The sequence below is a fragment of the Neptuniibacter sp. genome (assembly GCF_024231755.1).
Lineage (GTDB): Bacteria > Pseudomonadota > Gammaproteobacteria > Pseudomonadales > Balneatricaceae > Neptuniibacter.
This window is the reverse complement of the sequence record NZ_JAAEQH010000050.1, coordinates 1-26,800: the sequence shown is the minus strand read 5'-3', so window position 1 is coordinate 26,800 and position 26,800 is coordinate 1. Positions and strand designations below refer to the sequence as shown.

General features: G+C 45.6%; 26 protein-coding genes. 8 read left to right on the top strand and 18 right to left on the bottom strand.

The annotated features are described in order from the left end of the window. Window positions 1–292: 292 nt before the first annotated feature. From GY843_RS01990 to GY843_RS01965, 6 genes are all read right to left on the bottom strand, one after another. The gene (locus GY843_RS01990; RefSeq protein WP_297306045.1) at window positions 293–1,009 is read right to left on the bottom strand and encodes a hypothetical protein; all 717 of its coding nucleotides are present in this window, start codon (window positions 1,007–1,009) and stop codon (window positions 293–295) included. A 1-nt stretch (window position 1,010) separates the two neighbouring features. After that, window positions 1,011–1,526, bottom strand: coding sequence for a hypothetical protein (locus GY843_RS01985; protein WP_297306044.1), 516 nt, complete (start codon window positions 1,524–1,526; stop codon window positions 1,011–1,013). Next, entirely contained in the window at window positions 1,523–2,131 is a 609-nt protein-coding gene (locus GY843_RS01980) for a hypothetical protein (RefSeq protein ID WP_297306043.1), read from the bottom strand. The genes GY843_RS01985 and GY843_RS01980 overlap by 4 nt, the downstream gene beginning before the upstream one ends. Beyond that, window positions 2,128–2,853 (bottom strand): MotA/TolQ/ExbB proton channel family protein, encoded by a 726-nt coding sequence (locus GY843_RS01975; protein ID WP_297306042.1) that lies wholly within the window; start codon window positions 2,851–2,853, stop codon window positions 2,128–2,130. Before GY843_RS01975 ends, GY843_RS01980 begins: the two co-directional genes overlap by 4 nt. Before the next feature lie 127 nt (window positions 2,854–2,980). Then, entirely contained in the window at window positions 2,981–4,744 is a 1,764-nt protein-coding gene (locus tag GY843_RS01970; RefSeq protein WP_297306041.1) for a PQQ-binding-like beta-propeller repeat protein, read from the bottom strand. A gap of 35 nt (window positions 4,745–4,779) precedes the next feature. Beyond that, window positions 4,780–5,205, bottom strand: coding sequence for a hypothetical protein (locus GY843_RS01965; protein WP_297306040.1), 426 nt, complete (start codon window positions 5,203–5,205; stop codon window positions 4,780–4,782). Between the two features lie 413 nt (window positions 5,206–5,618). On the opposite strand from GY843_RS01965, the gene GY843_RS01960 reads away from it, so the two are divergent. Together GY843_RS01960 and GY843_RS01955 are read left to right on the top strand one after the other, a co-directional pair. Beyond that, on the top strand, window positions 5,619–7,010 hold the full coding sequence (locus tag GY843_RS01960) for a histidine kinase (RefSeq protein WP_297306039.1): 1,392 nt from the start codon (window positions 5,619–5,621) through the stop codon (window positions 7,008–7,010). Next, a complete protein-coding gene (locus tag GY843_RS01955) occupies window positions 6,997–7,647 on the top strand; it encodes a response regulator transcription factor (protein WP_297306038.1) in 651 nt (216 codons plus the stop codon). The genes GY843_RS01960 and GY843_RS01955 overlap by 14 nt, the downstream gene beginning before the upstream one ends. Window positions 7,648–7,683: 36 nt before the next feature. On the opposite strand, the gene GY843_RS01950 is transcribed toward GY843_RS01955, so the two are convergent. The 3 genes from GY843_RS01950 to GY843_RS01940 all read right to left on the bottom strand — a co-directional run bounded on the left by GY843_RS01950 (window position 7,684) and on the right by GY843_RS01940 (window position 11,077). Further along, window positions 7,684–9,849: a bifunctional diguanylate cyclase/phosphodiesterase gene (locus GY843_RS01950; RefSeq protein WP_297306037.1), complete on the bottom strand. Its 2,166-nt coding sequence runs from the start codon at window positions 9,847–9,849 to the stop codon at window positions 7,684–7,686. A gap of 23 nt (window positions 9,850–9,872) precedes the next feature. After that, window positions 9,873–10,160, bottom strand: a complete 288-nt coding sequence (locus GY843_RS01945; RefSeq protein ID WP_297306036.1) for a hypothetical protein — start codon at window positions 10,158–10,160, stop codon at window positions 9,873–9,875. A gap of 92 nt (window positions 10,161–10,252) precedes the next feature. Next, window positions 10,253–11,077 (bottom strand): hypothetical protein, encoded by an 825-nt coding sequence (locus tag GY843_RS01940; protein ID WP_297306035.1) that lies wholly within the window; start codon window positions 11,075–11,077, stop codon window positions 10,253–10,255. 221 nt (window positions 11,078–11,298) lie between these two features. On the opposite strand from GY843_RS01940, the gene GY843_RS01935 reads away from it, so the two are divergent. The 3 genes from GY843_RS01935 (at window position 11,299) to ansA (ending at window position 16,464) form a co-directional block, all read left to right on the top strand. Further along, on the top strand, window positions 11,299–12,945 hold the full coding sequence (locus GY843_RS01935; RefSeq protein ID WP_297306034.1) for a FecR domain-containing protein: 1,647 nt from the start codon (window positions 11,299–11,301) through the stop codon (window positions 12,943–12,945). Beyond that, window positions 12,942–15,386 (top strand): EAL domain-containing protein, encoded by a 2,445-nt coding sequence (locus tag GY843_RS01930; RefSeq protein ID WP_297306033.1) that lies wholly within the window; start codon window positions 12,942–12,944, stop codon window positions 15,384–15,386. Before GY843_RS01935 ends, GY843_RS01930 begins: the two co-directional genes overlap by 4 nt. Before the next feature lie 64 nt (window positions 15,387–15,450). Further along, entirely contained in the window at window positions 15,451–16,464 is a 1,014-nt protein-coding gene (gene ansA, locus GY843_RS01925; RefSeq protein WP_297306032.1) for an asparaginase, read from the top strand. Between the two features lie 11 nt (window positions 16,465–16,475). On the opposite strand, the gene GY843_RS01920 is transcribed toward ansA, so the two are convergent. Together GY843_RS01920 and GY843_RS01915 are read right to left on the bottom strand one after the other, a co-directional pair. After that, complete coding sequence (locus GY843_RS01920) at window positions 16,476–16,880, bottom strand: phnA protein (RefSeq protein WP_297306031.1); 405 nt, start codon at window positions 16,878–16,880, stop codon at window positions 16,476–16,478. Window positions 16,881–17,092: 212 nt separating this feature from the next. Next, a complete protein-coding gene (locus GY843_RS01915) occupies window positions 17,093–17,617 on the bottom strand; it encodes a hypothetical protein (protein ID WP_297306030.1) in 525 nt (174 codons plus the stop codon). A gap of 120 nt (window positions 17,618–17,737) precedes the next feature. On the opposite strand from GY843_RS01915, the gene purT reads away from it, so the two are divergent. Further along, window positions 17,738–18,919 carry a formate-dependent phosphoribosylglycinamide formyltransferase gene (gene purT, locus GY843_RS01910; RefSeq protein ID WP_297306029.1) on the top strand — a complete coding sequence of 394 codons (1,182 nt, stop codon included), beginning with the start codon at window positions 17,738–17,740 and terminating at the stop codon, window positions 18,917–18,919. 8 nt (window positions 18,920–18,927) lie between these two features. On the opposite strand, the gene GY843_RS01905 is transcribed toward purT, so the two are convergent. Beyond that, complete coding sequence (locus GY843_RS01905) at window positions 18,928–19,557, bottom strand: NAD(P)-dependent oxidoreductase (RefSeq protein WP_297306028.1); 630 nt, start codon at window positions 19,555–19,557, stop codon at window positions 18,928–18,930. 265 nt (window positions 19,558–19,822) lie between these two features. Between GY843_RS01905 and GY843_RS01900 the strand changes: the two genes are divergently transcribed. Further along, on the top strand, window positions 19,823–20,023 hold the full coding sequence (locus GY843_RS01900) for a transcriptional regulator (RefSeq protein ID WP_297306027.1): 201 nt from the start codon (window positions 19,823–19,825) through the stop codon (window positions 20,021–20,023). 52 nt (window positions 20,024–20,075) lie between these two features. After that, entirely contained in the window at window positions 20,076–20,312 is a 237-nt protein-coding gene (locus GY843_RS01895) for a DUF1059 domain-containing protein (protein ID WP_297306026.1), read from the top strand. 22 nt (window positions 20,313–20,334) lie between these two features. On the opposite strand, the gene GY843_RS01890 is transcribed toward GY843_RS01895, so the two are convergent. From GY843_RS01890 to GY843_RS01865, 6 genes are all read right to left on the bottom strand, one after another. Further along, window positions 20,335–21,279, bottom strand: coding sequence for a nucleoside recognition family protein (locus GY843_RS01890; protein ID WP_297306025.1), 945 nt, complete (start codon window positions 21,277–21,279; stop codon window positions 20,335–20,337). A 211-nt stretch (window positions 21,280–21,490) separates the two neighbouring features. Next, a complete protein-coding gene (phbB, locus tag GY843_RS01885; protein ID WP_297306024.1) occupies window positions 21,491–22,240 on the bottom strand; it encodes an acetoacetyl-CoA reductase in 750 nt (249 codons plus the stop codon). Between the two features lie 260 nt (window positions 22,241–22,500). Next, complete coding sequence (locus GY843_RS01880; protein ID WP_297306023.1) at window positions 22,501–23,769, bottom strand: MATE family efflux transporter; 1,269 nt, start codon at window positions 23,767–23,769, stop codon at window positions 22,501–22,503. A gap of 225 nt (window positions 23,770–23,994) precedes the next feature. Next, window positions 23,995–25,107 carry an ABC transporter ATP-binding protein gene (locus GY843_RS01875; protein ID WP_297306022.1) on the bottom strand — a complete coding sequence of 371 codons (1,113 nt, stop codon included), beginning with the start codon at window positions 25,105–25,107 and terminating at the stop codon, window positions 23,995–23,997. 3 nt (window positions 25,108–25,110) lie between these two features. Continuing rightward, window positions 25,111–25,353 (bottom strand): hypothetical protein, encoded by a 243-nt coding sequence (locus GY843_RS01870; RefSeq protein ID WP_297306021.1) that lies wholly within the window; start codon window positions 25,351–25,353, stop codon window positions 25,111–25,113. A 61-nt stretch (window positions 25,354–25,414) separates the two neighbouring features. After that, window positions 25,415–26,800, bottom strand: a 1,386-nt coding sequence (locus GY843_RS01865) for an iron ABC transporter permease (protein WP_297306020.1), incomplete at its 5' end; no start/stop codon positions are given.

Here is a 26,800-nt window from a genome sequence, read left to right as displayed (position 1 = left end):
GCTTTGTGTTTAATGATAGGGTTGTTAGTATGAATCATGAGAGTTACCTTTTGTTTTGGTTAAAGCTTCGACACTTTCATCAAAACGGGTAACTCTCTCTTTTACAAGACAATATGTCAGATCTAGTCTGAGCTAATTCATTTGATCTGACCACAGTCGACAACGGACAAGCTCCGTCAGATCAAATTCAAACTTTTCACTTCACTAGAATGATCACCTTAATCACACTGCGCCATACCACCAATTCCCCTTTTTCTTAGCTTCTGATCCAGGTTTTTAAAGTTTGTTTCAATTACATCTCATAGTTTGTTAACTCAAAAGAGATCACTCCCCCTTTGAATATATCTGTCTCCAATGGTTCGTCCCTGACAAGCTTTACCAAACCTACACCCGGCGCATACCACTCAGTTTGTCTGATTTCGATATCCTGATAGCCGGTTTTAGGATCCGTGTACAGCGGCAACAAAGCAATACCTTCCACTTTTATACAGTTCTCAAATTGCCCTGCGGGAACAGTGACAGTTTCATTCAGTGAGACGATTTCAAATGCCATACTTATCTTGTGTTCCCGAGGAGATCGTACGGTATATGATGGGGTATTGTGTAAAGCATATGGCTTTGTCATCACTGACCAACTACGACCAACATCCAGATCTGCCTCGTTAGGTAATACCCTGACTAACTCCTCTTCAAATCGAGGCCGGTACTCAATAACTGTTCGTCGGGCAATCCGATAGATTCCAGAATCATCCTGTAACAGGTAGTAATCAGTGCCGTCACTTGTTTTCCGGATACTCACTGATTCACCCTCAAATTCACCTTTGAGCTCTGCAGAACCTAAATTCTGAACACTAAACGTACGCTCATTGAACTGGTCTGCCAGTTGCTCCTGCACTTGGTACTGCCACACAGCGCCCTCGTGTAAAGGAAAATAAGGATGCCCTACTTTCTCATCATTACAGCCAGATAATGTGAGTAATAACAGAACTAACCATCCGCGCTGAATCATCTTATTTCTCCGGTAGAGCAGGATCAGGAACATCCGAGAACTTTAACGGTTGATCTTTCTGACCAAGCGCATGCTTATTTTTGGCTTGTTTCGGTTGTTTAACTTCCGGTTTAAATTCCCCAAGCTGCGGCTGCCCACTACGCATCTTCTTCAACGCTTGTTCTAACTCACCATGCATACCTCGTTCATACGGCATTTGGTAAGCGCGAGGTTTATCGGCCATCTCATGATTATTAAGATCCGTTAGCCAGATAAAGATTTTCCCTTCCTCGCTTCGCTCTTTGTCGGGCTCTTCAATCACCGCATAGTGAAACAGAAACTTCTGGGGTAACTGTGCTCGGCTAGGCCACCCTTGGCTCTGTTGCCAACCAAAATAACTGGCGGCATAAAAAAGGACCGCACCAAACACCAATACAAATTTAATTGGCCATTTTAGGCTCCCTCTAATTACCGCCAGTAGTAACAACGCGGTAAAGAACACATAAGCCAGTACCAAGCCAAGCAGTTCCTCAGTCATTTTCTCTCCGCCTTTACAATAGTTTTTTGAAGCTGGTTGATATTGCTAACCTCACCTTCAGGGGTCAGCGTGAAACGGATCGCAGTCATTTCATCGTTACTCTTTTGCAAAGTAACCGTGTTGTAGCTGATGACCTTCAACACCGGATTCACCTCTGCGACATAGACGGTAACAGGGACAGGCTGCTGATTTTCACTTTTGAAATAGTGCAGATTGATAATATATTCACCCGGTGGTCGCCCCCTGATAGTCAACACTTCCTGGTTAAGCGGGTTGATAATCTCCTGACCATTCACGACCTGAATATCATTAGCAATGCCTCGATCATCCCTGTCCAAATGCATCAATCCATGCTGCGGCCGCTTGTACCAGACCTTGCTCTGACTCGGCCCCTGCGCCCATAGATCAATGTCATTCGGATCGTGATCAGGCCAACTGGCGGTGATTAGAAATTCCGCTTTTGGATCGATAATTCCCGACTTTGCCGGAGGGTTCAGAAGAAGTAAGGCGATCAAAAACAGGAAGGTAAACGTCAACAATGCGTTAAACAAAAGATCCGTAAAAGGATCAATTTCCGCGTTTTGCCTTTGACCTAACAACCTCATAGGTCAGCACCTGATTTTGCGGAATCTTTACCTAACAGTAGCTTTTGATGACGTTTCTGCAGTTCTATAGTTAGTGCAACAAATCGATCAGACATACGATCTAACAGCAAGTATTGAGCACTTAATAAAATACTGCACACCAACGCCACCAGCGTCGTGTTCATGGCCACACCCATACCCAGAGTCATATGCTGCATCAGGGATTTGATATCTTCGATGGTCAGGTTCTCTAGACCTGATACAGAGCTAAGCATGATGATAAAACCGATCACCGTTCCTAACAGACCGAGTTTGACGATCACCCCCGATATAAACCAACCCACTTGATGTGGACCACGGGTTTCCTCTACTAGAAGCTCAGCCAATAAAGGACTTTCACCCACTTGTGGGTTCTCTATAGAATCTGCTGCACTACCCAGCAGATAGTCCTGAGCAAGACAAACACCATGGAAATATTGGTTAGGAATCGCCTTCTCTTGTTCAAGCTGCTCAACACAGCAATCAAACATCTGAAACTGCTCAGAGAGAAAATAACTGCGGTAACCGCTGTGTAGAGTCATCACTAGCAGCAATAACAAAATCACCAAACTCAAACGAGTTTGATCCTGTTGAATGATACTTTGCAGCAACTGCTGTTCCCAACTTAGGAACAAGCCAAACAGAATCAATCCAAGCAGCAGCGACCAGTACAACAGTACTTTGTAACGGACAGGGGTATACACAACACATCTACCTTGTATGAGTATTGAACAGGAAATTTAATTGGGACAAACTGGGGACTAATTCAGAACTATTGCACAGCTCTTTAACGCAATGCTTTTTAATGCACTGCTTTTCAACACAGAGGAGTTATCCATCGGGTAAGGCAAACACCAACAAGCTATCACCCGTAGGGTAGCCAGCGATTTTGTTACCGCCGGCTGCAACCGCTATATATTGTTTTCCATCAATCGAGTAACTAATAGCAGGGGCATTCACTCCCGCGGGCTGTTTGTAGGACCAGAGTTTCTGTCCAGTATCTTCATCAAGCGCGAAAAACTCACCATCACCTTCACCGCTAAAAACCAATCCACCCGCTGTAGCGAGCACACCACCCAACAATGGCAATCGTGTTTTCTGCTGCCAGTTGATTTGGCCATTTTCCAGGCTGATAGCTGATAGGGTTCCATGCTTGTCAGTTTCATCAAATTCGAAGTAGGTATAGGTCTGCCAAGGTAGGTTTTTGTCTCCTGATAAAGGCTTTCGGAAGTAAGTTGCTGGCAGATGAATCCCTGCCACATAAGCCTGTTTCTTAGTCGCATTCAGTGCTACTGGAGACCAATTACTTCCCCCGGCAATACCTGGAGCGATGGTGACACCCGCTTCAGTTAGATCCGCAAATAAATTATGTTGCGGGACAAATGCTTCAGACTTAAATAGCAATTTACCCGTTGCGCGATTCAGTACATAAAACCAACCGGTTTTACCTGCTTGACCAACCGCTTTGACCTTCTTTCCAGCGACTTCTGTTTCAAATAAGACTGGCGGGCTTGAAACATCATAACCCCAGCGATCATGGGGTACCTGCTGAAATGCCCATTTCAACGCCCCTGTCCGGCTATCCAACGCAACAATACTTGAAGTATGTAAGTTATCACCGGGACGTGCCGAATCATCCATATTCGGCGCGGGGTTACCCGTCCCTAAAAATAGCCAACCCGTTTTAGGATCAATTGCTGGGGTAGTCCAGATTGAACCGCCACCCAATTTCCAGCTTTGACGAAAACGCTGCTGTTGGCTTTTTTCTCTGGCAATGTCACGGTTAAGGTTATGGCCTGACTCAGTAGTTTCTCGCCACTGTCCTACCCAGTGCTCGCCATTAACACTGTACCAACGCCAAAGCTCTTTTCCGGTTTCGATATCAAATGCAGCCAGGAAGCCGCGTAACCCAGTACGCCCATCGCCCAATCCCACAACCCTGAGGCCTTTGTCAGTATCCAGGTGCAGGCCATAACCTGCTCCAGTACTGCCAATAATTACTTTATTACCGTATACCTGGGGAGCCATATTAAAGCTGTGACTAGTCCCTCCAGTTATTTTGGCGTTATCACCAAGCGCACTGTTACTAAGTCCATCAAAATCTGACAATGCAGATATGCTTTCCTGCATCGATAGGGAAAGGTCGCCAACTTTACGGTCCCAGATCAACTCCCCGCTTGTCTGGTCTAATGCGATTAGATGACCATCAATAGTAGCCTGAAATACTTTGCCCTGGCTCACAGCAACACCGCGGTTGGCAGGACCGCAACAGCTCTTTTTATCAGACTGCGGATGCTTATAACGCCAGATTTTCTTACCCGTTTGGGCGTCTAAGGCGATCACATGATTAAACGGAGTACTGATAAACAACTGTTTTCCCACCTGAATAGGGGAAGTTTGGAAAGATGCTTTAATACCCGTTTTATACTCCCAGGCTAATTCCAGATCTGCGATATTTTCTCTATTAATCTGGGTTAAAGGACTAAAACGATGATTTTCCAGACCATTTCCATAAGTGGCCCACTCAGTGTCATCCGCAAAGCCGGGGCGAATCAGCAAAATAGCGATGAGTAAAAAATAGAGTAACGCTTTCATCGTTTAGTCCTTTCCCAAAAAGATTGAACGGCTAACTAATTCTGGTACAGATTCACCAGATCCGACATGTGAAGTGATGCGATAACATTCTTTGTTTCATCCATCAGTTCATAGAGTGCATTACCGCCGTTATCAAAAATACTGAACAAAGCGATGGCTCCGCCTTCACCTCCACTCTCAGAATGCGGCTCTTCGCAAGGTTCAACAATCTTGTAGCTTCCTGCAGGACGCACTTCTGTAAGATCGCCGTTGGCGTCGTAAATCCTGTGCTCTCCCTTTAACACAAGAATCTTATTCAACGCTGTATGACGGTGCAGAATAATGGGTTTATGGGGTTCAAACTTGAACAGCACCTCTGCCCGTTGCTGTTCTTCGTCTATATGTAAAATGCTGTAACGGAAATGTTCCAGTTCCCCAAACTGCTTCCACTCAACCGTCTCGTCAATTTGCAAAATATCCATCGTTTTTCCTCACTCCGTTTGGGATCTGCTACTAGGGCCTGTTAACACTACTTTCATCGCCCCGCTGGAGGCTATTTTTGTTCTCATCAAGGCAGCATGAGAGTGGTTTAGTTATTCTAAATAAGCGAACAATAACGAAGCTGAGGGCATAAATGGCCCAGTCCTTCGGATTGAGGTTATAAGAGCGTCACTCGTTGTTCATTTAGAACCACTAAATTCTCTCCTCTTGCCTAGATTGACGTTTTTCTAGTCTCAACAGGGATGAATAAATTAGTGCTAACAGGCCCTAACTTATCCAAACCAGCCGGAATGAAAAATCCATAAAATGACCGTCAGACTCAGGCAATTTGCCCGATACAACCTAAGCTGCAACTTTTACTATGAGTGGAGATTCAATTAAGAGCGTGAACTATATGAAAACGATCAGACTTAACCATCTGCTGATGCTAATTGTTTTACTGTCCGGAGTGGCAGCTCTCTTTCTCTCAGCAGGGATTGCTCTATACAAGTCCGATACAAAATCCCGCCAACAAGCACATAATCTAGCAGATACGGTTAAGCAACAGCTGGACTGGCAATGGCTGAAAGTAGAAAACCAGGTCATGAACCGGGACCAATTCCCGGACTTCTACCTCTGGAAAAACTCAGCTAGTTTTGCGGGTTTATGCTTAACGTTTGAAAATGCACACGGGAGGAATCTACGTAGCCTCTGCCGCGACGATATATCGGAAGAGCATTGGCCAGAATGGTTCGAAACTCTTTACCTCACTCTGTTTGAGCCGGGAAAAGAAGCAATCCAACAGGTTACCTTTGATAACAATTTGGTCGGCAAAGTCAAAGTGGCACCTAACGAAATAGTAGTCCTGTATCAAGCTTGGCAGAACATCCTCTATCTGATGGAGGTTTGTTTCATTATTGTTCTGACCTTATGCATACTCCTTTATCTTTCGTTACGCTGGATTCTGCGGCCCATACGCCATACCCAGAAAGTCCTGCGCCAACTGGAACAAGGCGATCTTTCTGCCCGGGTTCCAACGTTCCATGTACAAGAGTGGAACCAGACCGGCAATGTGATCAACGAACTAGCCTCCAGCCTGCAGGAGACATTAGATGAAAGAAAACAGCTTTCCTTAAAGCTATTACATATTCAAGAGAATGAACGTCGTCACCTGTGCCGAGAGCTCCACGATGAGTTTGGACAGTCCCTTACTGGGTTAAGAGCTATCGCCTATTATCTTGATGAAGAAGCCCAAATACACTGCCCTGAACTTACGGAAAAAATCCGCCAGATTTCAAAAATTTCTCAACATATGATGGAGCTGGTCAAAGGGCTACTCTTCCGCCTGCGTCCAGCTGATATCGATGAATTAGGCTTGGCAGAATCGCTACACAACATGGTAGATAATTGGAACAGCCAGCATCAGGGAGTTCATTGCGAACTAGTTACAGATAAACAAACCGATCAGATCCCTTCCCCTATCGCAATTAATCTTCTACGCATTGTGCAGGAGAGTCTGACCAATATCGCTAAGCACGCATCCGCCAGCGAAGCTTATATCCAGTTACAAATTTTGACTGAGCAAGGCGCTCATTCAGAACAACACCTACAGTTAGCCATACAAGATAACGGTGATCTGAAAAACTCCGACTCATTAATTAAACCCGGCAATGGTTTATTGGGTATAAAGGAGCGTATCTGCGCCCTGAATGGGGAGTTAGAATTACAAACATCAGAATATGGCGGTTTGGAAGTGACTGCCATGATTCCACTCACTGTCTACAAGGATGCCGATGAAGTCAGTTAATATTCTGCTGGTTGATGATCACGCCATTGTTCGAGAAGGTTACCGCGCTTTAATAAATCGTCAAGATAGTTTCAATATCATTGCAGAAACCGGCTCTGGCGAGGAAGCCTACCGTCTATATAAAGAACTCAACCCGAGTCTGGTATTACTAGATTTGTCCTTACCGGGAAAAGGCGGGTTAGCCACTCTGTTGCAGATCAGACAATTTGATAAAGACGCTAAGGTGCTCATCTTCAGCATGCATCAGAACCCAGCGATGGCACAAAAAACCATTGAATCCGGTGCCAGAGGTTATATAACAAAAAGCAGTGAACCCGGTGTTTTAGTTCAGGCAATTAACGATGTTATGCGAGGCCGCATTGCCCTTAGCGATGATATGGCTCATGCATTAGCATTGGAAAAACTTAATGGGCAGAAATCTACGATCACCGATCTCACTACGCGGGAATTTGAGATCCTACGCATGCTGGTTGAGGGTAAAAGCAAACAGGAGATAGCTGATACTCTCTGTATCAGTGCCAAAACCGTCGCCAACAGCCATTACATCATTAAGAGTAAACTCAACGTCAAAAGCGATATTGAACTGCTTCATTCCGCAGTACAAATGGGGGTAATTTCCACTTCAGAGTTGCTATGAGCTAGTACATAGAGTTTCTGCATGACAATCGTGCCTCTATAGGGACGAAAGCTCGGACTTTTCAGTTTCACCGAGAGAATAGTTCGCCTTTAAGCAATTCTCAGCTACAGGCCTTTCTATATAAAAGCCCTGGAATATGTGGCAGCCAATTTCATTGGCATATTTCATCTGTTCCGGAGTCTCGATACCCTCGGCAACAATCTTAAGATCATAAGCCTTCGCAATAAGCGCAACGGCTTCCACGATAGATTCGGCTTTGCTCTTCGTTCCCAACTCCTGCACAAACGCCCGATCAATCTTTACTATATCAATCGGTAGATCCTTAAGATAACTCAGCGAAGAGTAGCCCGTACCAAAATCATCCAAGGCAATTGTCGCACCAAGAGATCTAAGTTTTTCCAGACGATTTACAGCAAACTCTATGTTCTCGACCGCAACGGTCTCCGTTATCTCAAGACAAAGATCACTTAATGCAATACCATATTTATCTACACGACGCTGCAACGACAGCATCATATTCTCTTGATAGAACTGCTGCGGACTGATATTGATCGACAAATACCAACCTTCTTGCCAGAAGCCATCTTCCCGCCATTTAACAATCTGATGGCAACAATGATCAATCAACCAGTCACTTACCGGGATAATTAAACCGCTGATTTCAAGACTGGGGATAAATTCCACCGGGGAGATCGTTCCCTTTGTTGGATGCTGCCAACGAATCAAAGCCTCAAATCCACAAATATGACCATTTAAATCCACCAGCGGTTGATAGTGAACTTTAAACTCTTCATTCTGCAGCGCATGATGAAGCTGAATTTCCATATTTCGCTGTTTTTCCACAGCCAGAGACATCGCTTGATGGTAGAAGGCGAATCCATTACGCCCATTCTCTTTGGCATGATACATAGCGGTATCTGCAAACCGCATTAGATCGTCAATACTTTTCTCTGCCATAGGGAAAATAACGACCCCGATACTTGCCCCTATACGCAACTGATGCTGTTTCACGGCAATCGGTTCAGACAAAGATGTCAGCAACTTATTACAGATTGACTCGACATCGTTCACCACTGCACCCTGGTCCTCATCAAACGATTGCATCAGTATGACAAACTCATCACCACCCAGTCGTGCTACCGTATCATTGCCCCTGACCTGGCTTGATAAAATATTTGATACCTTTTTCAAGAGCAGGTCTCCCACCCCATGCCCTAAGGAATCGTTAATCGTTTTGAAATGATCCAGGTCGATAAACAACAGAGCATTGTATTCACCTGTCCGCTTGCAGGTTGCCAGAGACTGCTCCAGGCGGTCATTCAACAACGCTCGGTTAGGCAGGCCAGTTAACGTGTCGTGATTTGCCATATGGCTGATATGATCCTGAACCAACTTCTGCTCAGAAATATCAGTCGCTACTACAAGTATCGCGGGATCATTGAAATGTTCAAAAGGAGCAATTTGCGCGGAAAAATAGTGAGCCTCGCCGTCCGGCTTGGACCAGATATATTCCCTCATCTCCGCTTGTGATCCATTGACTCTGACGTTGTGAATCGCCAGCTCCAGAGTATCTATTTGATCGTGTAGCAGGTGCACCTGACGCAGAGCCATACCAGCTACATCGCCCGGCCTTCTCTCGTAGAAATCTGCAAACCTCTGATTACAAAATAGAATATCGCCATATTCATTCAATGCGACGATCAACTGCGGTACCTGATCGATCAGCTGATTAAGACGCATCTCACTCTGTTCCAGCGCCCGGTGGCTCTCTTTTTTATCTTTGAGCAGAAGCTGGACCATTTCGATAAACTCATTACCAGCATTAGCCAACTGCCCCAGTTCAGTATCCTCATGCCTGCGACTAACCGAAAGGCGTTTATCACTCGCCCGCTCTGGATGAAGTTTGGAAAATTGATTCGCTAGTACTGCTAAGGGTTTAGTAATGGTGTAATAAAACAAAGCAATGAGGAGAATCGCCAGCAATACATTACGTATTAACCCAACCACAAAGACATTAACAGCACGATCAAAGAAGGGCTGAAAAGCCTGGTCAAGATTAATCACCAGTTTCAATTGGCCTGGCTCAATATTGGCATACTCGGGCGCATTCAGATCCACCAAATACGCTTTATCTTCTGGAAAGATTCGTTCAGTCAGCCATCGAGTATTGGTAGTTTTGTGTGACGCTTTCTTTTCTGCCAAAACCTCACCTAACTCATCACTGATCACTGATCACTGATCACAGCATGCTGGACAAAACTGTATTGCATTAAACCCGCGACAACTTCCTGTGCTAAAGCGTGGTCGAGAGTATGCACTGATCGGCTGGCGGGAGGCTTACTTGCTTTGAGAATTTTTTGAATGGTACTGTCGAGTTGACTTCCCTGGTCCCGAAAATCACCGATTACCTGAACGGTACTCAACGCCAGACCGATAGCAAAGGCAAAAAGCACCGAGTACCTTGCCAAGCGGAATGCTAGTCGTTGATTTCGGAAATTTAACGAGTCGGCCATTGGGATGTACTGATTCCCCGCAGTTGTTAGTAGCTATTCTGCTCTTTTCAAACTAGCGTATCAATCCTTTACCTTACTTAAGGAACTCTGATTCAGGTTTCAATTCCATACTTCAGCAATAAACGAGGCAAGACTTCGCCCAGATTGTCTATATCTTGATCATTAAGTTCGATAACACTTAAACCTGACAGCTCCAGAAGCTCTTTCTTACGCATTTTAGCAGCAAGTTGAGAGGGTTGATTACCTTCACCCCAATATTCGATATAGAGGTGGTGTTGTGGCAGATAAAAGTCAGCAAAAAAATCACCTTGTAGTGGAATTCGACGCTGATAGGCATGTAACAAGCCAGAGAAATACAACCAGTTATCTATTTTCTGCTCCTGCTCACAGCTCACTGAATGACCATCACAACACCTAAACGGTTCAGACAAGCATGTCCGCTCATCCACTGCGCATTTAAGCGCAGGATGTTTAGGTATGGATTCCGGCCAGAGTACATATGGCACAGCAGTTGAACTGTTCTCCCGCTGACAACCACCTTCAGCCTGACCTAATGCCGTTAGTATCCATCCTTTACGGCCTGCGTTAACCCATCCAAGTTCTTGTAACACCTGATCCATCATTTTGCGAGGCAGTGAAAAGGACTTCGCCAACTGGCTGGAAGTGAGCAATTGCCCATCAGGGTTTGAAAAGACTTTATGCTCCGTAACACTTACCGGCCAGATAATATAGCGGCCAAACTTTTGGCTTTCCCGATACTTACCCCCTTCAAACTCACCTTTTGTGGTTAGAAGCCAGCTTTCATCTACACGTTTAATCCAGCCAAGCGTCTCCAGTTCGGAAAACATCTGCTTGGTAGTTTTCCCCAGAGCCTTAGCTAAAGCTGAAGTAGATAAAGGAGATCGGTTGTCTGCCATAGAAACTACCTGTATTTGGCTTAAAAAGTAACACTAAAGCCTGAACTGCGCTATTAAATCCAGACCTCGTCGACGTGTCTCAAAATATTTTTAATGGATAACACAAATTACATAGAAAACTATGACAATTCATCATATTACAGAGAATTTTTTCTCTCATTCAAAACTTATCAACTACGCTTAAGAGATATCTCTCGCTGTAAAATAAAGGACATCATTTCATGGACGCATGCCGACAGAAATCCAGTAAGTATTCTCTATTCGTTTGCCTTGTTTTATCACTTTGCGTTACCACTTCAAGCCATGCCAATGAATGGGTCTATAGTGTCGTCAAAGGGGATACCCTGTCAGAGTTTAGTGAAAAATACCTGTACCGCATCTCCTATTGGAAGCAGCTACAGTCAATAAATAATATTCAGGACCCCAAACGTATCCCTGAAAACACCAAACTCCGTGTGCCAATCTCTTGGATCAGGACTCAACCTGCAGCTGCAAAACTGGTTGAAACATCTGGAAATGTTCAATTTAAACAGCATCAACAGGACATATTTTCGGCTGCCGAATCTGCTCAGAAAATCCAGCTAGGTGATGAACTGAAAACAGGCCCACAGAGTAGTGCATTGATTCGTTTTGCTGATGGAAGCGATGTCTTAGTTTTACAGAACTCACTGGTAAGTTTTAACCATATGACCGCTTATGGTGATACTGGCATGGTGGATTCTAGAATCCGTCTGCTGCAGGGAGATGTTCAAACCCAGGTTGAAAAACAGCAAGGTGGTGGTTCACGTTTCGAAATCCATACCCCCGCTGCAGTTTCAGCAGTTCGCGGAACCGAGTTTCGCATCAGTTTCTCAGAGCAGAGCAAAAGCTCAAGCATTGAAGTCCTTGAAGGGGGCGTTGCAGTCCGCGGTGGTAAAACAACCCGGTTAATTAAATCCGGTTACGGCACGCGTGTTGAAAAGGACAAAACCCCATTAAAACCCAAGAAGTTACTGGAACCACCGGCCCTGAAAAGCTTACCTGTACCCATTGAGCAAATTGGTGCTCAACTCAATTGGTCAAAAGATAAGCAAGCTCGTAGTTACCGTGCACTGATCTCCACAACAGAAAACTTCAGTTCTGTCCTATGGGACCAAACCAGCGAGCGCAATAACCTTACACTGCCTGATTTGAAAGACGGCGATTACTTCCTACAGCTAAGATCAATAGATCAGCACGGCATTCAGGGCAAACCCTGGATCTCTGAACTTACCCTCAACGCCAGACCCCAGCCTCCCTTCCCTATGCTTCCCAACAAAGGTGCGGTTATTAGGGGAGAAACACCACAATTGGAATGGACCAATTCGGAAGATGCTGAGAGTTATATGTTGGAGATCGCCACTGATGAAGGTTTCACTCAGTTGATTAGTAAAGAACAGCTGAGCCATACCCTGGCACAACCTTCAGAAGCAACTGAACCCGGCACTTACTTCTGGCGATTGGCTAGTATTGCTACAGATGGTGAACAGGGGCCTTACAGTGACATACGCAGCCTGACCGTAAAACCTATTCCAGCAACACCATCTCCGACGCTTGAACAGGATGATAAGCAGGTTAGATTATCCTGGAGTGAAGGCTTACCGGGACAGAGCTATCAAGTACAGATCGCCCGTAACAGAGATTTTACAACCATTCTGGAAGAACATTCAGTACTTGAACCCGAACTATCTATGCCACGTCCTGAGGGTTTCCGCTATGTAAGAGTAAGAACTTTAGACGATGATGGCTATGCGGGGGGCTGGGGAGTAACTCAGGAGATCCTTCCTCCACCAAGTGACAGCTGGATCTACGTATTTGGTTCATTTGTAATGACTATAATTCTACTATGATCAAACGACGTTTCATCCAGATAGCAATTCTGGCTGCCCTGCTACTCCTAATTGCAGTTGGCATCAGTAGCTCTGTGCTGAAACGTTTTGACCTGATCATCTACGACACCCTAACCAGTTTAAATAATAAACCTGCGCCGGAAGAGATCGTTATCGTAGCGATTGATGAAAGGAGTCTTGCTTCATTAGGCCGCTGGCCCTGGTCCAGAGAAATTCATGCACAGTTACTGGATCAGTTGTCCAAGGCTAAAGTGATTGGCTTCGACATTCTTTTCTCGGAGGGTGAAAGCCCCTTGGCAGATAGCAGGTTTGCTGATGCAATCAATCAAAACGGCAATGTTGTTCTTGCCCTAGCCCCCGAAAAAGATCAGCAGAACAACCGTATTATTGAGCTTCTGCCAATACCAGAACTGGCGGTAAATTCTGCAGGCATAGGTCATGTAGATACAGAACTGGATATTGATGGCATCTGCCGCCGAATCTACCTTTACGCTGGCTTGGGTGATCCTAACTGGCCAACACTCGGGCTGGCGATTTTCAACCTCTTCAAACAGGATGAAGGGCTATCCCCATTCGCTAAACCACAGACACTTCAGGAAGGAACCGGCTGGGTAAGAAGTACACCCATGTTAATCCCTTTCTATGGCCCTGAGGGGCATTTCCAGCAATACTCTTATGCAGATGTACTAAACGGTTCAATCACGCCCGAAACATTCGCAGACAAAGTCGTTCTGGTTGGAGCTACAGCCGTAGGGATGGGTGATGCGATTAGCACCCCTGTTTCCGGTTTGCATAAGAGACTACCGGGGGTAGAGCTAAACGCCAATATTACCGCAGCCCTGCTGCAATCCCGTTTTATCCACCAAACTTCTGACTTAGTACAATACGCGCTGACGGCCGTCTTAGTATTGTTACTCTTACCACTCACTTACTATCTGCCACGGAGATATTTCCCTCTATCTCTGCCATTAGGCATTGTTATCAGCCTTGGTTTAAGCATTGTGATGTTTCTTAAAGTATCTATCTGGTTTGCCCCTGCAGTCACTATCCTTATGCAGATACTGGGCTTCACCTATATCAGCTGGAACCGCTATTACGCATCTCTAAGTAAAATTCAGCAATTGAATAAAGAGGTTTATGAGCGCCTTAATTTTGATCAACTCACCCACCTGCCAAACCGGGAGATGCTTAAAGATCAACTGCAACTGGAACTGAATAAAGCGGAGAAAGAAAAAAACAAACTCGCACTTCTGGTCATACAACTCAGTAACATAAAAGAAGTTAATAACCGTCTTGGATTTGCAGCTGGGGATAAGGTTTTAAGTATGGCTTCCTCTCAGATCCAGAAAGCAGTATCCCATCAGTACCCTGTCGCTCGCCTCGGTGGAATCGAGTTTGCAGTGATGCTGCCTAGCCAATCAGATCGGAGCAAAGTAGAAAATATAGGAAGCCGTCTGATCCAGCTTTTGCAATTGCCTTGTGAACTGGAAGGGGAACACTTTTTCTTCAAACCCTCTATCGGTGTCTGCCTGTATCCTGAAGATGGCCACGATTCTGACACACTTATGGGTAATGCTTATTCTGCGATGCATAAAGCCAAGAAAAGCAGAAAACGTCGTTTGAGCTTCTATTCACAAGAGATCAAAAAGCAGCTACTAGATCAATCTTCATTGGAACGTGACCTCCACTTAGCCCTATCCAGAAACGAGCTGGAGCTTTATTACCAACCTCAAGTGATGAGCAATTCTGGGCAGATTACAGGTCTCGAAGCATTGTTGCGCTGGCATCATCCGGAACGGGGAATGGTAAGGCCAGATCAGTTTATCCCTATTGCTGAAAGTACCGGGCTCATAATTGAAATTGGTAATTGGGTGCTGGATTCAGCCTGCAACAGAGCGATGCAATGGCGAGAGCAATATCAACAGGATATCAGAATGGCAGTTAACCTCTCCGCGATCCAGTTCAGTGAAAGCCTGATAGTTGAGAGCATCACCAACGCATTGCGCAGCAGTGGTCTCCCCCCCTATCTACTGGAGCTAGAGCTTACTGAATCGGTTCTAATGGACGATCCTAAAAATGCCATTGAACTATTACAAAGAATGAAACAGATGGGAATCAATATCGCTATTGATGATTTTGGTACGGGGTACTCTTCTCTCAGTTACCTGAAACAGTTTCCTCTGGACAGAATTAAGATAGATCAGAGCTTTGTAAGAGATCTGGAAGATAGCTCAGAGAGCGCCGAAATCACTCAGGCAATTATTACCATGGCCCACAGCCTAAATCTAAAAGTAATCGCTGAAGGTGTTGAAACCCCACAACAACGAGGCTTTCTGCTGACTCAGACTTGCGAAGAACTGCAAGGTTATTACTTCAGTAAACCCCTACCCGCCGACAAAGTCACCCTGCTTTTACAACAAAACATCTCTACCCTGAAATAATCTTTTGCTTTATTGAACTCTGTTTTCAACGTATATATATCGCTTGAGTAACAGAGCTTAAGCCATGACTAAAAGAATACTGATTATCTACACCGGTGGTACCATCGGCATGCAACGTTTCCCACAGGGGTACGCCCCTGTTTCCGGCTTTAAAGAGCTAATGCAGGAGCGCTTTAACTATTCACAACATGCCCAACTACCGGAATTTGATCTGACTGAGCTATCCCCCTTGATAGACAGCGCTAATCTACAACCCAGCCACTGGAACTTAATAGCCGGACAGATTATCGAAAGCTACTCCAGCTACGATGGTTTTATCGTTCTGCACGGTACCGACACCATGGCATATAGCGCTTCCGCCCTCTCCTTCATGCTGCAAGGGCTGGATAAGCCAGTTATTTTTACAGGATCACAAATCCCCCTAGCAGAGCTACGCAATGACGCTCTGGATAACCTCATCACCTCACTTTTGCTGGCTGCATTCCATCCAGTCAATGAAGTATGCATCTACTTTAACGGTAAGCTATTGCGCGGAAACCGTAGTAGTAAAGTAAAAGCGACAGGTTTTGATGCTTTTGACAGCCCTAACTTTCCCTGGCTTGGACAAGTAGGCTTGAATATCGAGTTACACAACAAACTATTTATCGAGCAGGGACAGCAGAATTTCCACAACCCTGTATTTGTTGGAAAAGCAGTGACAGTTCTACCGATCTTTCCAGGATTATGTGCCGATGTAGCAGATGCCATCTGCCACGCTCCGGGAGTTAAAGGTTTAATTATCCGAAGTTATGGGGTCGGCAACCTTCCGGACCAGAATCAAGGTTTACTCGATGCCTTACATAGCGCATCGGACCAAGGTTGCATCATCGTGAATATAAGTCAGTGCCTCCAAGCTGAAGTCTTCCAGGGGCAATATGCATGTAGTTCAGTGCTGAATGAAATCGGGGTCATTTCAGGCGGAGATATGACGGTTGAGGCTGCTTTCAGCAAACTCCATTTTCTTTTAGCGACAGAGAAAGACAGGGCCTCTATCAAACAAATGATGAGAGATGATCTAGCCGGTGAACTGGACAGCTAAATAATTCCAATTCAGGGCAAATCTATTTTATCCAGCCATTCGCTCTCTTCCGGCTCAAGATAGATCTGCTCCAGAAGCTCTTGTGCCCAGCTTTCCTGTTCGGCCAGATTCTGCAACATAGCCACTGCCATAATTTTAACCGCAGTGACTGAGCTCCATACGGAATGATTCAGACAGCGCCAGTGATTTGCATCTCGTATTTTCGGACGCTCAATCTGATCAGAACATGTTTCACATAACATAACGCAATGTTCAAAGTCTGGTTCCGATGGCACCGGAGGTACTTCGAAAATTGCCAGTTTTACACCGTGAGCATCACAAAGTTCACAGTGGGAACTACAACGCCGCACCAGATCCTTGCCGTACAACGACAAACCATGGTGTCGCTCCTGATGACGTGCATGACCTTTAGACATTTTCCTATTCCTCAACGTCCGCTGCTCTCTTTAACAGATAGCATAATCTCGGGGGGATAAAAGAAATTTCTATAACTAAATAGCAAATTATTCAGGGCAGCTTTGACCTGTCACTGGGCAAATAATTAAAAAGGGCAGCTTAAAAGCTGCCCTTTACTGCCGGATGGATACTCCGACTAATCGGCCTTTAAAGGCATGATCACTTTCTATTTTTAAGCTGCTTGCTGATGATCCCAGTGCAAATGGATAATTTCCACCAGCGCCTGCGGACAGTGGTGCCTGATCACCTTATGAATCTCTGACATGCGCTCAACGGGTATATCCACCATTACCAGAAAACACCCCTGCTGTAATGCATGCTGGTATTTTCCCAGCAGATGCACAGGTGTGTCCTCACCAACCAGCTTTCCTAGCCATCCTCCTAATCCAATGCCAAGGATGCTACTTGCAACCACCGCACCACCGCTGACCACTGCGCCAACCGGACCTAATGCGCTGCTTGCCACAAGGCCAGCTGCGAGACCAAAACTACCGCCTGCAACCATGCCCCAATCCATATCGTCTTCCAGCTCTGTTGTCTCCACATCAGTGGCAGGAGGAACATGTAGTTTCTCAAGCTGACTAGGATCATCTGCCATAACATGAATGGAATCTTCTTCAATCCCCTTTCCGGTTAAGGCCGAAGCCACACCTTCAACCTGCTTGGCTGTAGGGGCAAGAAAAACTAGCCTTTTCATCCTACACCTCGCTCTTCGACAACCTCGTTTACAACAGTTAAAAGTATAGCTTTTCTGCTAGCGATGGCGTTTATTTGACCTTTATAATGCGTGAAAAGATTTCATGTCGAGGATTGGACAATGCTGCAACTGGGGACTCCTTTTTCAAATACTGCAACCCGAGTACTCATGTGCGGGGGTGGAGAGTTAGGCAAAGAGGTTGTTATAGAACTCCAACGCCTGGGGGCAGAGGTTATCGTAGTAGATCGTTACCCTAATGCACCGGGTATGCAAGTTGCCGACCGCAGCCATACCATCTCCATGTTAGATGGAGAAGCGCTGCGCAGAGTAATCGAAGCAGAAAAACCAAACCTGATTGTTCCTGAAATAGAAGCGATAGCCACGGATACACTGGTTGAACTTGAGGCTGAAGGTTTTAAAGTCGTTCCCACTGCTCGTGCAGCACAGCTGACAATGAACCGTGAAGGCATTCGCCGCCTTGCTGCCGAAGAGCTTTCTATCCCTACCTCTCCTTACCGTTTTGCAGAAACCTATGAAGAATATAAAGCGGCTGTAGATGTTGTAGGTATCCCATGCGTAGTTAAGCCAATTATGAGCTCTTCAGGTAAAGGCCAATCCACCATTAAGAACGCAGATGATGTGGAAGCAGCCTGGTCTTATGCACAAGAAGGTGGCCGAGCGGGTAAAGGTAAAGTCATTGTTGAAGGCTTTGTCGATTTCGATTACGAAATCACTCTGCTTACAGTGCGTCATGACAGTCGCACCAGCTTCTGCGAACCCATTGGCCATATTCAAGTCGGTGGAGATTACCGCCAGTCCTGGCAACCTCAAGAGATGAGCGAATCGGCTCTAGCTACATCACGGGAAATCGCTGAAAAAGTAACAGCAGCGTTGGGTGGCCATGGTATTTTTGGTGTAGAACTGTTTATTAAAGGTGATCAGGTTTACTTCAGTGAGGTGTCACCGAGGCCGCACGACACAGGTATGGTTACTATGATCTCACAGGATCTGTCTGAATTTGCCCTACATGCCCGTGCCATTCTTGGCTTGCCTATCCCAAACATCCATTTCCACGGACCATCCGCATCCAGCGTGATTCTGGTTGAAGGAGAGTCCAATCAGGTTCGCTTTGGTAATCTGCAACAGGTTCTGGCTGAACCCAATACAGAACTGCGCTTGTTCGGTAAACCAGAAGCATCCGGCCAGCGTCGTATGGGAGTTGTGTTAGCGAGAGACAACACAGTACAGGAAGCTAAAGAGAAAGCGATCAGAGGTTCTACTTCCGTTAACGTAGAACTGTAAACCGACCTCTAATTTGTCACCAACGGTGCCTGATGGGTATATTCATCCGTATCCATCAGTTGCAGTAGGAAATCAGCTACGTCCTGCCTGGAAATATACTTAGCCTTCACTCCTTCGAGATTGGTATACACCTTATATTTGTTCTTTTTACGTCCGTAGGTAAGAAAACCAGGGCGCACAATTGTCCAATCTAAACCGCTATCGCGGATAATTTTTTCCTGCCGTTCACGGTCGCACAGAATTCGTTTCATCATCAAGGGCTGAATCACTTTGTCATACCAAAAGCCCCCATGACCTTTACTCTCACCAGAACCTACACAGCTAACAACCACAAGCCGATTTATCCCGGATTCATTCATCGCATCAATGACATTGCGACTACCCTCAGAGAACAGATTGACCTCATCAATGCCAGGTAACATCCCAACACAGAGAAAAACCACGTCATGTCCGGGAACAATTCTTTGTAAAGCGAAGAAATCACGAATATCCGCTCGTTTAAACTGACACTGCGGATAAGGCAATTTGATATCCATTGGGGAACGGCTACACGCGGTGACTTCATGGCCCTCCTCAATCAATTGCTGAACAAGGTAGTAACCAATACCGCGACTTGCACCAATAACGAGAGCTTTCATACTACTAAAAAACCCCTTCGCCTTTCAGACGACTGTAAGATTACGAGAGTCCATGCAAAAAGCATCCCTGTACTCCTACTCTAGTCAACCTATCGGCGAAAGAGTACTAAGGATGAGGAATTTCCCTTAAAAAACATAATATATTTTTTTATATTCAACCAAATTTCTAGAAATTCCAATCCTTCACAAAATATCCGACTGTTGGGAACCTTTTTCCTTAAAGGCCAACTAACGGAAACGCATCATATTTTTTTGAGGATAAACTATGGCTGAACCAAAGTGCCCTGCATGCCAGATTGAAGGGATCGAACATATTGTTTCTAAGGATAGCCAGGAACGGGCTAAAGACAACCACGCATGGTTCCAGGTTGCCTATTGCGATGGCTGTGGACATATCTATGGCGTGTTCGCCAAGCATACGATCCCTGCAGGCAAGAAAGGCCCTCAATTGGTATTGAACCGCTAGCATTCATGCTCTACGTTTATTATTGAATTCTATAGAGACCCGGAGCTCGGAAATGAAAAGCATGACCTGTAAACAACTAGGCGGTGCCTGCAATCTAGAATTCAATGCTGATACATTTGAAGAGATAGCAGAGTTAAGCAAACAGCACGGAATCGAAATGTATCAGCAACAAGATACAGCTCACTTGGAAGCGTTGAAAAAGATGGGTGAACTGATGCAGAACCCAGCAGAAATGAAAAACTGGTATGACGCAAAACGTCGGGAATTTGAATCCCTACCCGACGTCTAAGTAATAAGCGGCAAGCTAAGTATCACCCTGCAAAAATAATCAGATGTAATACTCCCCTAATCAACATTCCCACCAGTGCACCATAGACAGCATAACGTATCACCTGCCCTACCCGTTTACCTGCCGCGGCAAAAACAGCGACTCCCACTACATCGAGAGGGTTGGTGGCAAAACCAGCCATGCGGTTGAGCTCGTTAGCCGTTATCAAACCCTGATTCATCAGCTCGATGGTCACACCCATAAACGCTGTTCCACCAGCGATAAACTTGGTGACAATAGGAAGTACAGTCGCCTCAGGCAAGCCGATCAGTGCCAAAGCTGGGGCCAATACAGCACTGATAAGCTCAATTGCGCCAGTAACTTTCAACACATTTACCAGGAAAATTGCCAGGATCAGCATCGGCATCATGCCCAATACAATCTTCATCCCCTCCTGACCACCATCACCCAGAATCTGCATAACAGTTTTCTTCTCTTCTTCAGGGGAAGAACCATGGACTTCAGTTTCACTGGTCATCGGATCAGACAGGTTTCGCGTCAGAATATAGAAGGTAAATGCACCTGCAGCTAGACCACCAATCACAGAGGTCAGCAGTGTAACACCCAGATCAAGACCAACAGCGGTTAATGGGAATGAAGCGTTAGCCTGAGACATCGCCATGACCATTGCCAGAGTTGCAGCGATATAACGCCGGGAAGTACCGTTCTGATCCATCAAGGTCAGGGTTGCTATCGGTCCGGCAAAACTTACAAACAACAACTTGATCATGGCGAAAATCCCGAGGCCAGGAATACCAAAAATTCTTGATACCGGGGCCAGAATATTTGAGATCCAGCTAAGTACACCTTTGGCATCGAGCAGTTTCATCAGAGCAAGCATAACGACCATGATCGGAAGCATGATATACAATCCCATATCCAGGCCTGCCCGTCCTGAATCAAGAATAAGTGTGATGATCTGTTCCACCTGGATTTGCCCTGTGCAGTTGCGAAAAATAAAAAGGAAATTCTAACGATCAGTTATCTAGGGCACCAGCTTTTTCATAAAGAGCTGCATTTTGCTCTGCCCTACCAACCCCATACATCCGCATACCAGACAGATATGAACTCGTAACCACCAAATAGGCACAAAAAAACCGCGAGCATAGTCACGGTTTTTTATGATCGAAATAACGATCTTATGACATGTGTAGACCACCGTTAACGGACATATCAGCACCTGTGATATAACCAGACTGGTCATCACATAGGAAGGAACACATACGACCGATCTCTTCAGGAGTACCGAAACGACCAACAGGGATACCTGCACAGATCTGATCCTGAATTTCCTGAGCGATCTTAGCAACCATCGCAGTTTTGATATAACCCGGAGAAACCGTGTTAACTGTTACGCCCTTACGCGCCACTTCCTGCGCCAGAGCTTTAGTGAAACCGTGGATACCTGCTTTAGCAGCAGAGTAGTTACACTGGCCGAACTGACCTTTCTGCGCGTTTACAGAAGAGATATTAATAATACGGCCCCAGCCTGCATCGACCATGCCGTTGATTACCAGACGCGTCATATGGAACATTGAGTCCAGGTTAGCCGTAAGAACTTCGTCCCACTGCTCCCAGCTCATCTTCTTAAACTGACCATCACGAGTAATACCCGCATTGTTGATCAGAATATCGACTGTTCCACCTGTCAGTTCTTCAACTGTTGCAATACACTGCGCACAGGATTCCGCATCTGTAACATCACCATAAGCTACTCCGATTTCGTAGCCGTCTGCTTTCTGCTCTTCCTGCCAAGCCTTAGCTTTATCATGGTTACCGCCACTGTTATAACCAGCAACAACACGGAAACCTGCATCAACTAATTCTCGACAGATAGACGTACCCAAACCACCAGTACCACCAGTCACGAGTGCAATTTTCTGACTCATGCTCACATCCCCTTAATAATTTATATTTGCTTGTGTGGGTTTTAAATTAGTTTTTATTATTTTATGTAAGAGCCTTCTACACTGTTTAACCTATCAAGTTATCAGGCTCTCAACCAATTCCATTGGCCTTTCCTCGATCATAATGCCATCCCTAGACGGATATTAATATGACTTTGGTTGAAGAATATTAAGGCTACAGCAAAGCTGTGAAAATATGGTGACAATACCTGAAAAACAGCAATCAACTGTGCAGCGCAGCATTATAGTTTTTGAAAAAATGTTCGCATATTGAACCAAGCGGTCGCAGCGATAGCTGCATTAGCTAACACCAACGCAGCAAACATCCCTTGTAAACCAAATAGTTGGGATCCTATCCAGGCGAAAGGCAAAGAAAAAATAAAGAGACGCATGATACTGATCCGCAGCGCACGCATCGGCTGGTGCAACGCATTAAAACTGGATGCAGTAAGAAAAGTAATGGCCTGAAAACCAAAGCCTGCCGGCACAATAAAAATCCACAAAATAATTAGGCTAATCACTGCTTCTTGATCACTAAACAAACCAGCTACACGCTCAGCAAGCAACATCAACAACCCAAACACTAAAAACTGCCAAATCAATGCAAAGCCTGATACGAGTCGATATGCTGATTGAACCCGATCAATATTGCCTGCTCCAAAGTTCTGACTGATAAAGGGCGGCAATGTCATAGAGAGAGCCAGACAAACCAGCAGCGCGAGCGACTCGATCCTGTTACCGACACCAAATGCGGCAACGGCTTCCGGTCCATGACTGGCTACCAGATAGGTCAGCACGGCTTGCGCAACGGGTGTCATCATATTGGACAAGGCTGCAGGCGTTCCAATCTTCATAACCTGAGAGAAATGCTTCCATACCCTATGCGCCTGAAATAGTTGTAATACGAGAAGCCTTTTGCGTTTGAACAACACATGTAACGCGAAAAGGGTTGTTACGCTCCATGCTATTACACTGGCAGTTGCGGCCCCCTCAATACCCATTCCAGGTAAAGCCCCAATCCCAAAGATAAATATTGGATCAAGAACAAAGTTCATAAGTGAGGAGCCCGCCATGATCAATGCGGGTGTTTTGGTATCTCCAGTTGCCCGCATGCAAGCATTGCAGACCATATTAACCACAAGAAACACTGAGCCAATCAGCCAGATCCCCATATAGTCCATGATTAGGGGCATCAGTTGCTCAGGGGCACCCATCAACGAGAAGATAGGCTCTACTACCCCTTGCAACAACACGGAGATCAAAAGCACCATCAGCGCTACAGCCAGAAGATTATCGCTGGCCAAAGACCTTGCTTCATCGCTTTGCCCAGCCCCCAACAACCGGGCCAATGTTGCTGAAGTGCCTATACCTAAACCAATAGCAAGACTGATTACAGTAAAACAAACAGGAAAGGTAAAACCTAAAGCGGCAAGCGCATCCGTCCCCAGACGGCTGACAAAATATAGGTCCGCCAAGTTAAACAGCATTAAACTGACAATTCCCATCATCATTGGAACTGTCATTCTGACCATTGTTGGCCGGATATCATCTTCTAAAAGATCTGGGCGGGGCATAGCGCTACTTTTGTAGGAGCATTAATTATTGAGGCGTTAAAAATGCTAAAGCCTAGATAAAGACAAGAGCTTCATCGTACTGTATCAGCGGGAAGAAACAAATCCCGTTTTAGACAACGATCTGTTGAGAAAAGGTCGTACTAAGAAACTTGTCGCTTAAGCCTAGAGATTAATCGCTTGTGCTTGAACAACTTCTGCCTGCTGTAGATCACACACACCGGTTTCCGGATCACATAGAGGTAAAACAACCAGGTGATCCAGTTCGATACTGATTCCCAAGTCCTCCCCTTCGTCATGATCATGATGACAGGCGGTAATACAAGGCAGAATCTCTCCGTGCTCCAGTTGGACATGATAGAGATAATGGGAGCCACGGAACCATTTGCGCACAATCCGCCCTGTAAGCGGACTACTCTCAGAATGCTGGATATCATCCGGTCTAATCAGTAATTCAACCGGCGTACCTGGAGGATAGTTAAGGGGCTCATCTCCAACTAAACAGCCTAGAGCAGATTCAACCGAATATTCATCTTTGACTGTTGCCTTAAGGAATTCACCAAGGCCAACAAAATCGGCAACGAAGCGGGTCTTCGGCTCATGATAGATATTAAATGCAGTACCCCATTGCTGGATGACACCCTGTTGCATCACCGCAATTTTATCCGCCATAGCAAATGCTTCCATCTGATCATGGGTTACCAGAATAGCGCTCATCTGCTCCTGCTTAAGAATTTCTCGAATCTCTGGGACCAAAGTTTCACGGAGGTTTGCATCAAGCCCCGAGAATGGTTCATCCAGTAGCAAAAGGTCAGGTTTAGGGGCCATCGCCCTTGCTAATGCAATGCGCTGTTGTTGACCACCAGATAGAGAATGAGGGTAACGCTCCTCCGTACCCGGCAAACCAATCAAATCCAGTAGTTCAGTTACACGCTGCTTCTGATCAGCTTTAGACCAGCTACGAATCCCAAATTTAATATTCTCTGCAATGGAAAGATGTGGAAACAGGGCGATATCCTGAAACACCATCCCAATGTTACGTTTCTCGGTGGGGATATTCTGCGATGCAGTGGAAAGCGTATGCCCCAGCATTTTAATTTCACCGGCTTTAACAGGTTCAAAACCAGCAATGGCACGTAATAACGTAGATTTTCCGCAGCCACTTGGACCCAGCAAACAACCGACCTCGCCCTTTTTCAACTCAAGAGAAACACTATGTACGATATCGGTATCGCCATAAGCCAAAGTCACATCAGTTAAATTAAGGTGTGCTGTCATAATCTAGCCCAGATACTTCATAAAGGGATTGGTATTTCTGGAAAATCTGGCTAAGCAGTTGATTTTATCATTTGCAAAGCCTTGGTCATTCCAAGGCTCAAGGAAGATAGAAACAAATGCAACGCCAAATTTTTCAGTAACCCAATCAGCAATAATTAGGAAACATGAGAATAAACCTAAGACACCCTCTGTAAATCGAAAGAACTCAGAAATGTTCCGATGTTTTCCTAACGTAACAATTTGCATCGAGATAACCTAAACCATTAGCCTGTTCACCAGATGGAAGCGCCTTTGTGAAATATCTGGGCTAACTTCCTGCCCGACCTTTAGAGATCGAACGACTCAGCAGAATTACAGGTAATAACCCTACCGCCACAATTAGCAGTGAAGCGGGAGCAGCATCAACCAAACGTTCATCAGATGCCAGTTCAAATGCTCGAACCGCAAGGGTATTAAAATTAAAGGGTCTTAGAATTAGAGTCGCTGGTAACTCTTTCAAGACATCAACAAAAACGATCAACAGTGCCGTTAATACTGAGCTACGCATCAAAGGCACATGTATCTGTTTCAGAACCTGCATTGGCGTACAACCCAAGGTACGTGCTGCGCCATCCAGACTAGGTTTGATTTTACCTAACCCACTTTGCACAGAGCCCAAAGAAACAGCTAGAAAACGAACTGTATAAGCAAATAGCAGCGCAACCAATGTCCCGGAAAGGATCAATCCCAGATCCACGCCAAACCATGACTTAGCCAGAGCAATAATCTGATGATCCATCCACGCAAATGGAATAATGACTCCCACAGCAATAATGGTCCCAGGCAAAGCATAGCCCATTCCCGCTGTAGCAATAGAGAAACGTACACTTTTCCGAGGACTCAAACGACCAGCATAAGCAAGCAGAAGAGCAAAACCTACCGCGATCAGCGCAGCTAAAAAGGCCAGATAAAATGAGTTCCAGGCCAGTTCGGCAAATGCTCCATCGGAAAGATCCGCTTTAGTAAAGCTCCAATAACCCAGTACTGCGGCAGGGATAAGAAAACCAAACAGAACAGGCCCCAAACAAATAAGGAAAGCGATCAATGCTTTCCAGCCCTTAAGCTCTATCAACTTCGCTTTCGCTTTATATTCAGCAGAAGAATGGTATCTAGCCTTACGTCGGGAATACTTTTCCACCAGCACAAGTAAGGCTACAAAACCCAACAGAAAAGCAGCAAGTTGAGCCGCTGCGGCAGAATCACCAAATCCATAGAAGGTACGGAAGATACCCGTCGTAAAGGTACTTACCCCGAAGTACTGAACAGTTCCATAATCCGCCAGCGTCTCCATCAGGGCCAGAGTAAGGCCAGCGATAATGGCGGGACGTGCCAACGGTAATGCCACACGAAACAACCCTTGCCACTGGTTGTAGCCTAAAGTTCGGCTGACTTCCAAAGTACTTGCAGATTGTTCCAGAAAAGCGGCTCGACTGAGAAGATAAACATAGGGATATAGCACCAGTGCCAACATCAACATCGCCCCGGTCAAGGAGCGTATTTCAAAGAACCAGTACTCGCCATAACCCAAACCGGTGACGTCTCGAATCAATGTCTGTACAGGTCCGGCATAGTCCAACAGCCCTGTGTATGTATACGCAATAATGTAAGCAGGTACTGCTAGAGGGAGTAGGAGCGCCCAGCTAAACACTTTGCG

Coding starts and splice junctions, on each gene's coding strand:
- phbB (WP_297306024.1), bottom strand. CDS start 22,240: ATGAGTCAGAAAATTGCACTCGTGACTGGTGGTACTGGTGGTTTGGGT.
- GY843_RS01905 (WP_297306028.1), bottom strand. CDS start 19,557: ATGAAAGCTCTCGTTATTGGTGCAAGTCGCGGTATTGGTTACTACCTT.
- GY843_RS01935 (WP_297306034.1), top strand. CDS start 11,299: ATGGACGCATGCCGACAGAAATCCAGTAAGTATTCTCTATTCGTTTGC.
- GY843_RS01920 (WP_297306031.1), bottom strand. CDS start 16,880: ATGTCTAAAGGTCATGCACGTCATCAGGAGCGACACCATGGTTTGTCG.
- GY843_RS01880 (WP_297306023.1), bottom strand. CDS start 23,769: ATGATGATGGGAATTGTCAGTTTAATGCTGTTTAACTTGGCGGACCTA.
- ansA (WP_297306032.1), top strand. CDS start 15,451: ATGACTAAAAGAATACTGATTATCTACACCGGTGGTACCATCGGCATG.
- GY843_RS01965 (WP_297306040.1), bottom strand. CDS start 5,205: ATGGATATTTTGCAAATTGACGAGACGGTTGAGTGGAAGCAGTTTGGG.
- GY843_RS01930 (WP_297306033.1), top strand. CDS start 12,942: ATGATCAAACGACGTTTCATCCAGATAGCAATTCTGGCTGCCCTGCTA.
- GY843_RS01980 (WP_297306043.1), bottom strand. CDS start 2,131: ATGAGGTTGTTAGGTCAAAGGCAAAACGCGGAAATTGATCCTTTTACG.
- GY843_RS01900 (WP_297306027.1), top strand. CDS start 19,823: ATGGCTGAACCAAAGTGCCCTGCATGCCAGATTGAAGGGATCGAACAT.
- GY843_RS01960 (WP_297306039.1), top strand. CDS start 5,619: ATGAAAACGATCAGACTTAACCATCTGCTGATGCTAATTGTTTTACTG.
- GY843_RS01940 (WP_297306035.1), bottom strand. CDS start 11,077: ATGGCAGACAACCGATCTCCTTTATCTACTTCAGCTTTAGCTAAGGCT.
- GY843_RS01915 (WP_297306030.1), bottom strand. CDS start 17,617: ATGAAAAGGCTAGTTTTTCTTGCCCCTACAGCCAAGCAGGTTGAAGGT.
- GY843_RS01945 (WP_297306036.1), bottom strand. CDS start 10,160: ATGGCCGACTCGTTAAATTTCCGAAATCAACGACTAGCATTCCGCTTG.
- GY843_RS01955 (WP_297306038.1), top strand. CDS start 6,997: ATGAAGTCAGTTAATATTCTGCTGGTTGATGATCACGCCATTGTTCGA.
- GY843_RS01870 (WP_297306021.1), bottom strand. CDS start 25,353: ATGCAAATTGTTACGTTAGGAAAACATCGGAACATTTCTGAGTTCTTT.
- GY843_RS01990 (WP_297306045.1), bottom strand. CDS start 1,009: ATGATTCAGCGCGGATGGTTAGTTCTGTTATTACTCACATTATCTGGC.
- GY843_RS01895 (WP_297306026.1), top strand. CDS start 20,076: ATGAAAAGCATGACCTGTAAACAACTAGGCGGTGCCTGCAATCTAGAA.
- GY843_RS01875 (WP_297306022.1), bottom strand. CDS start 25,107: ATGACAGCACACCTTAATTTAACTGATGTGACTTTGGCTTATGGCGAT.
- GY843_RS01985 (WP_297306044.1), bottom strand. CDS start 1,526: ATGACTGAGGAACTGCTTGGCTTGGTACTGGCTTATGTGTTCTTTACC.
- GY843_RS01970 (WP_297306041.1), bottom strand. CDS start 4,744: ATGAAAGCGTTACTCTATTTTTTACTCATCGCTATTTTGCTGATTCGC.
- purT (WP_297306029.1), top strand. CDS start 17,738: ATGCTGCAACTGGGGACTCCTTTTTCAAATACTGCAACCCGAGTACTC.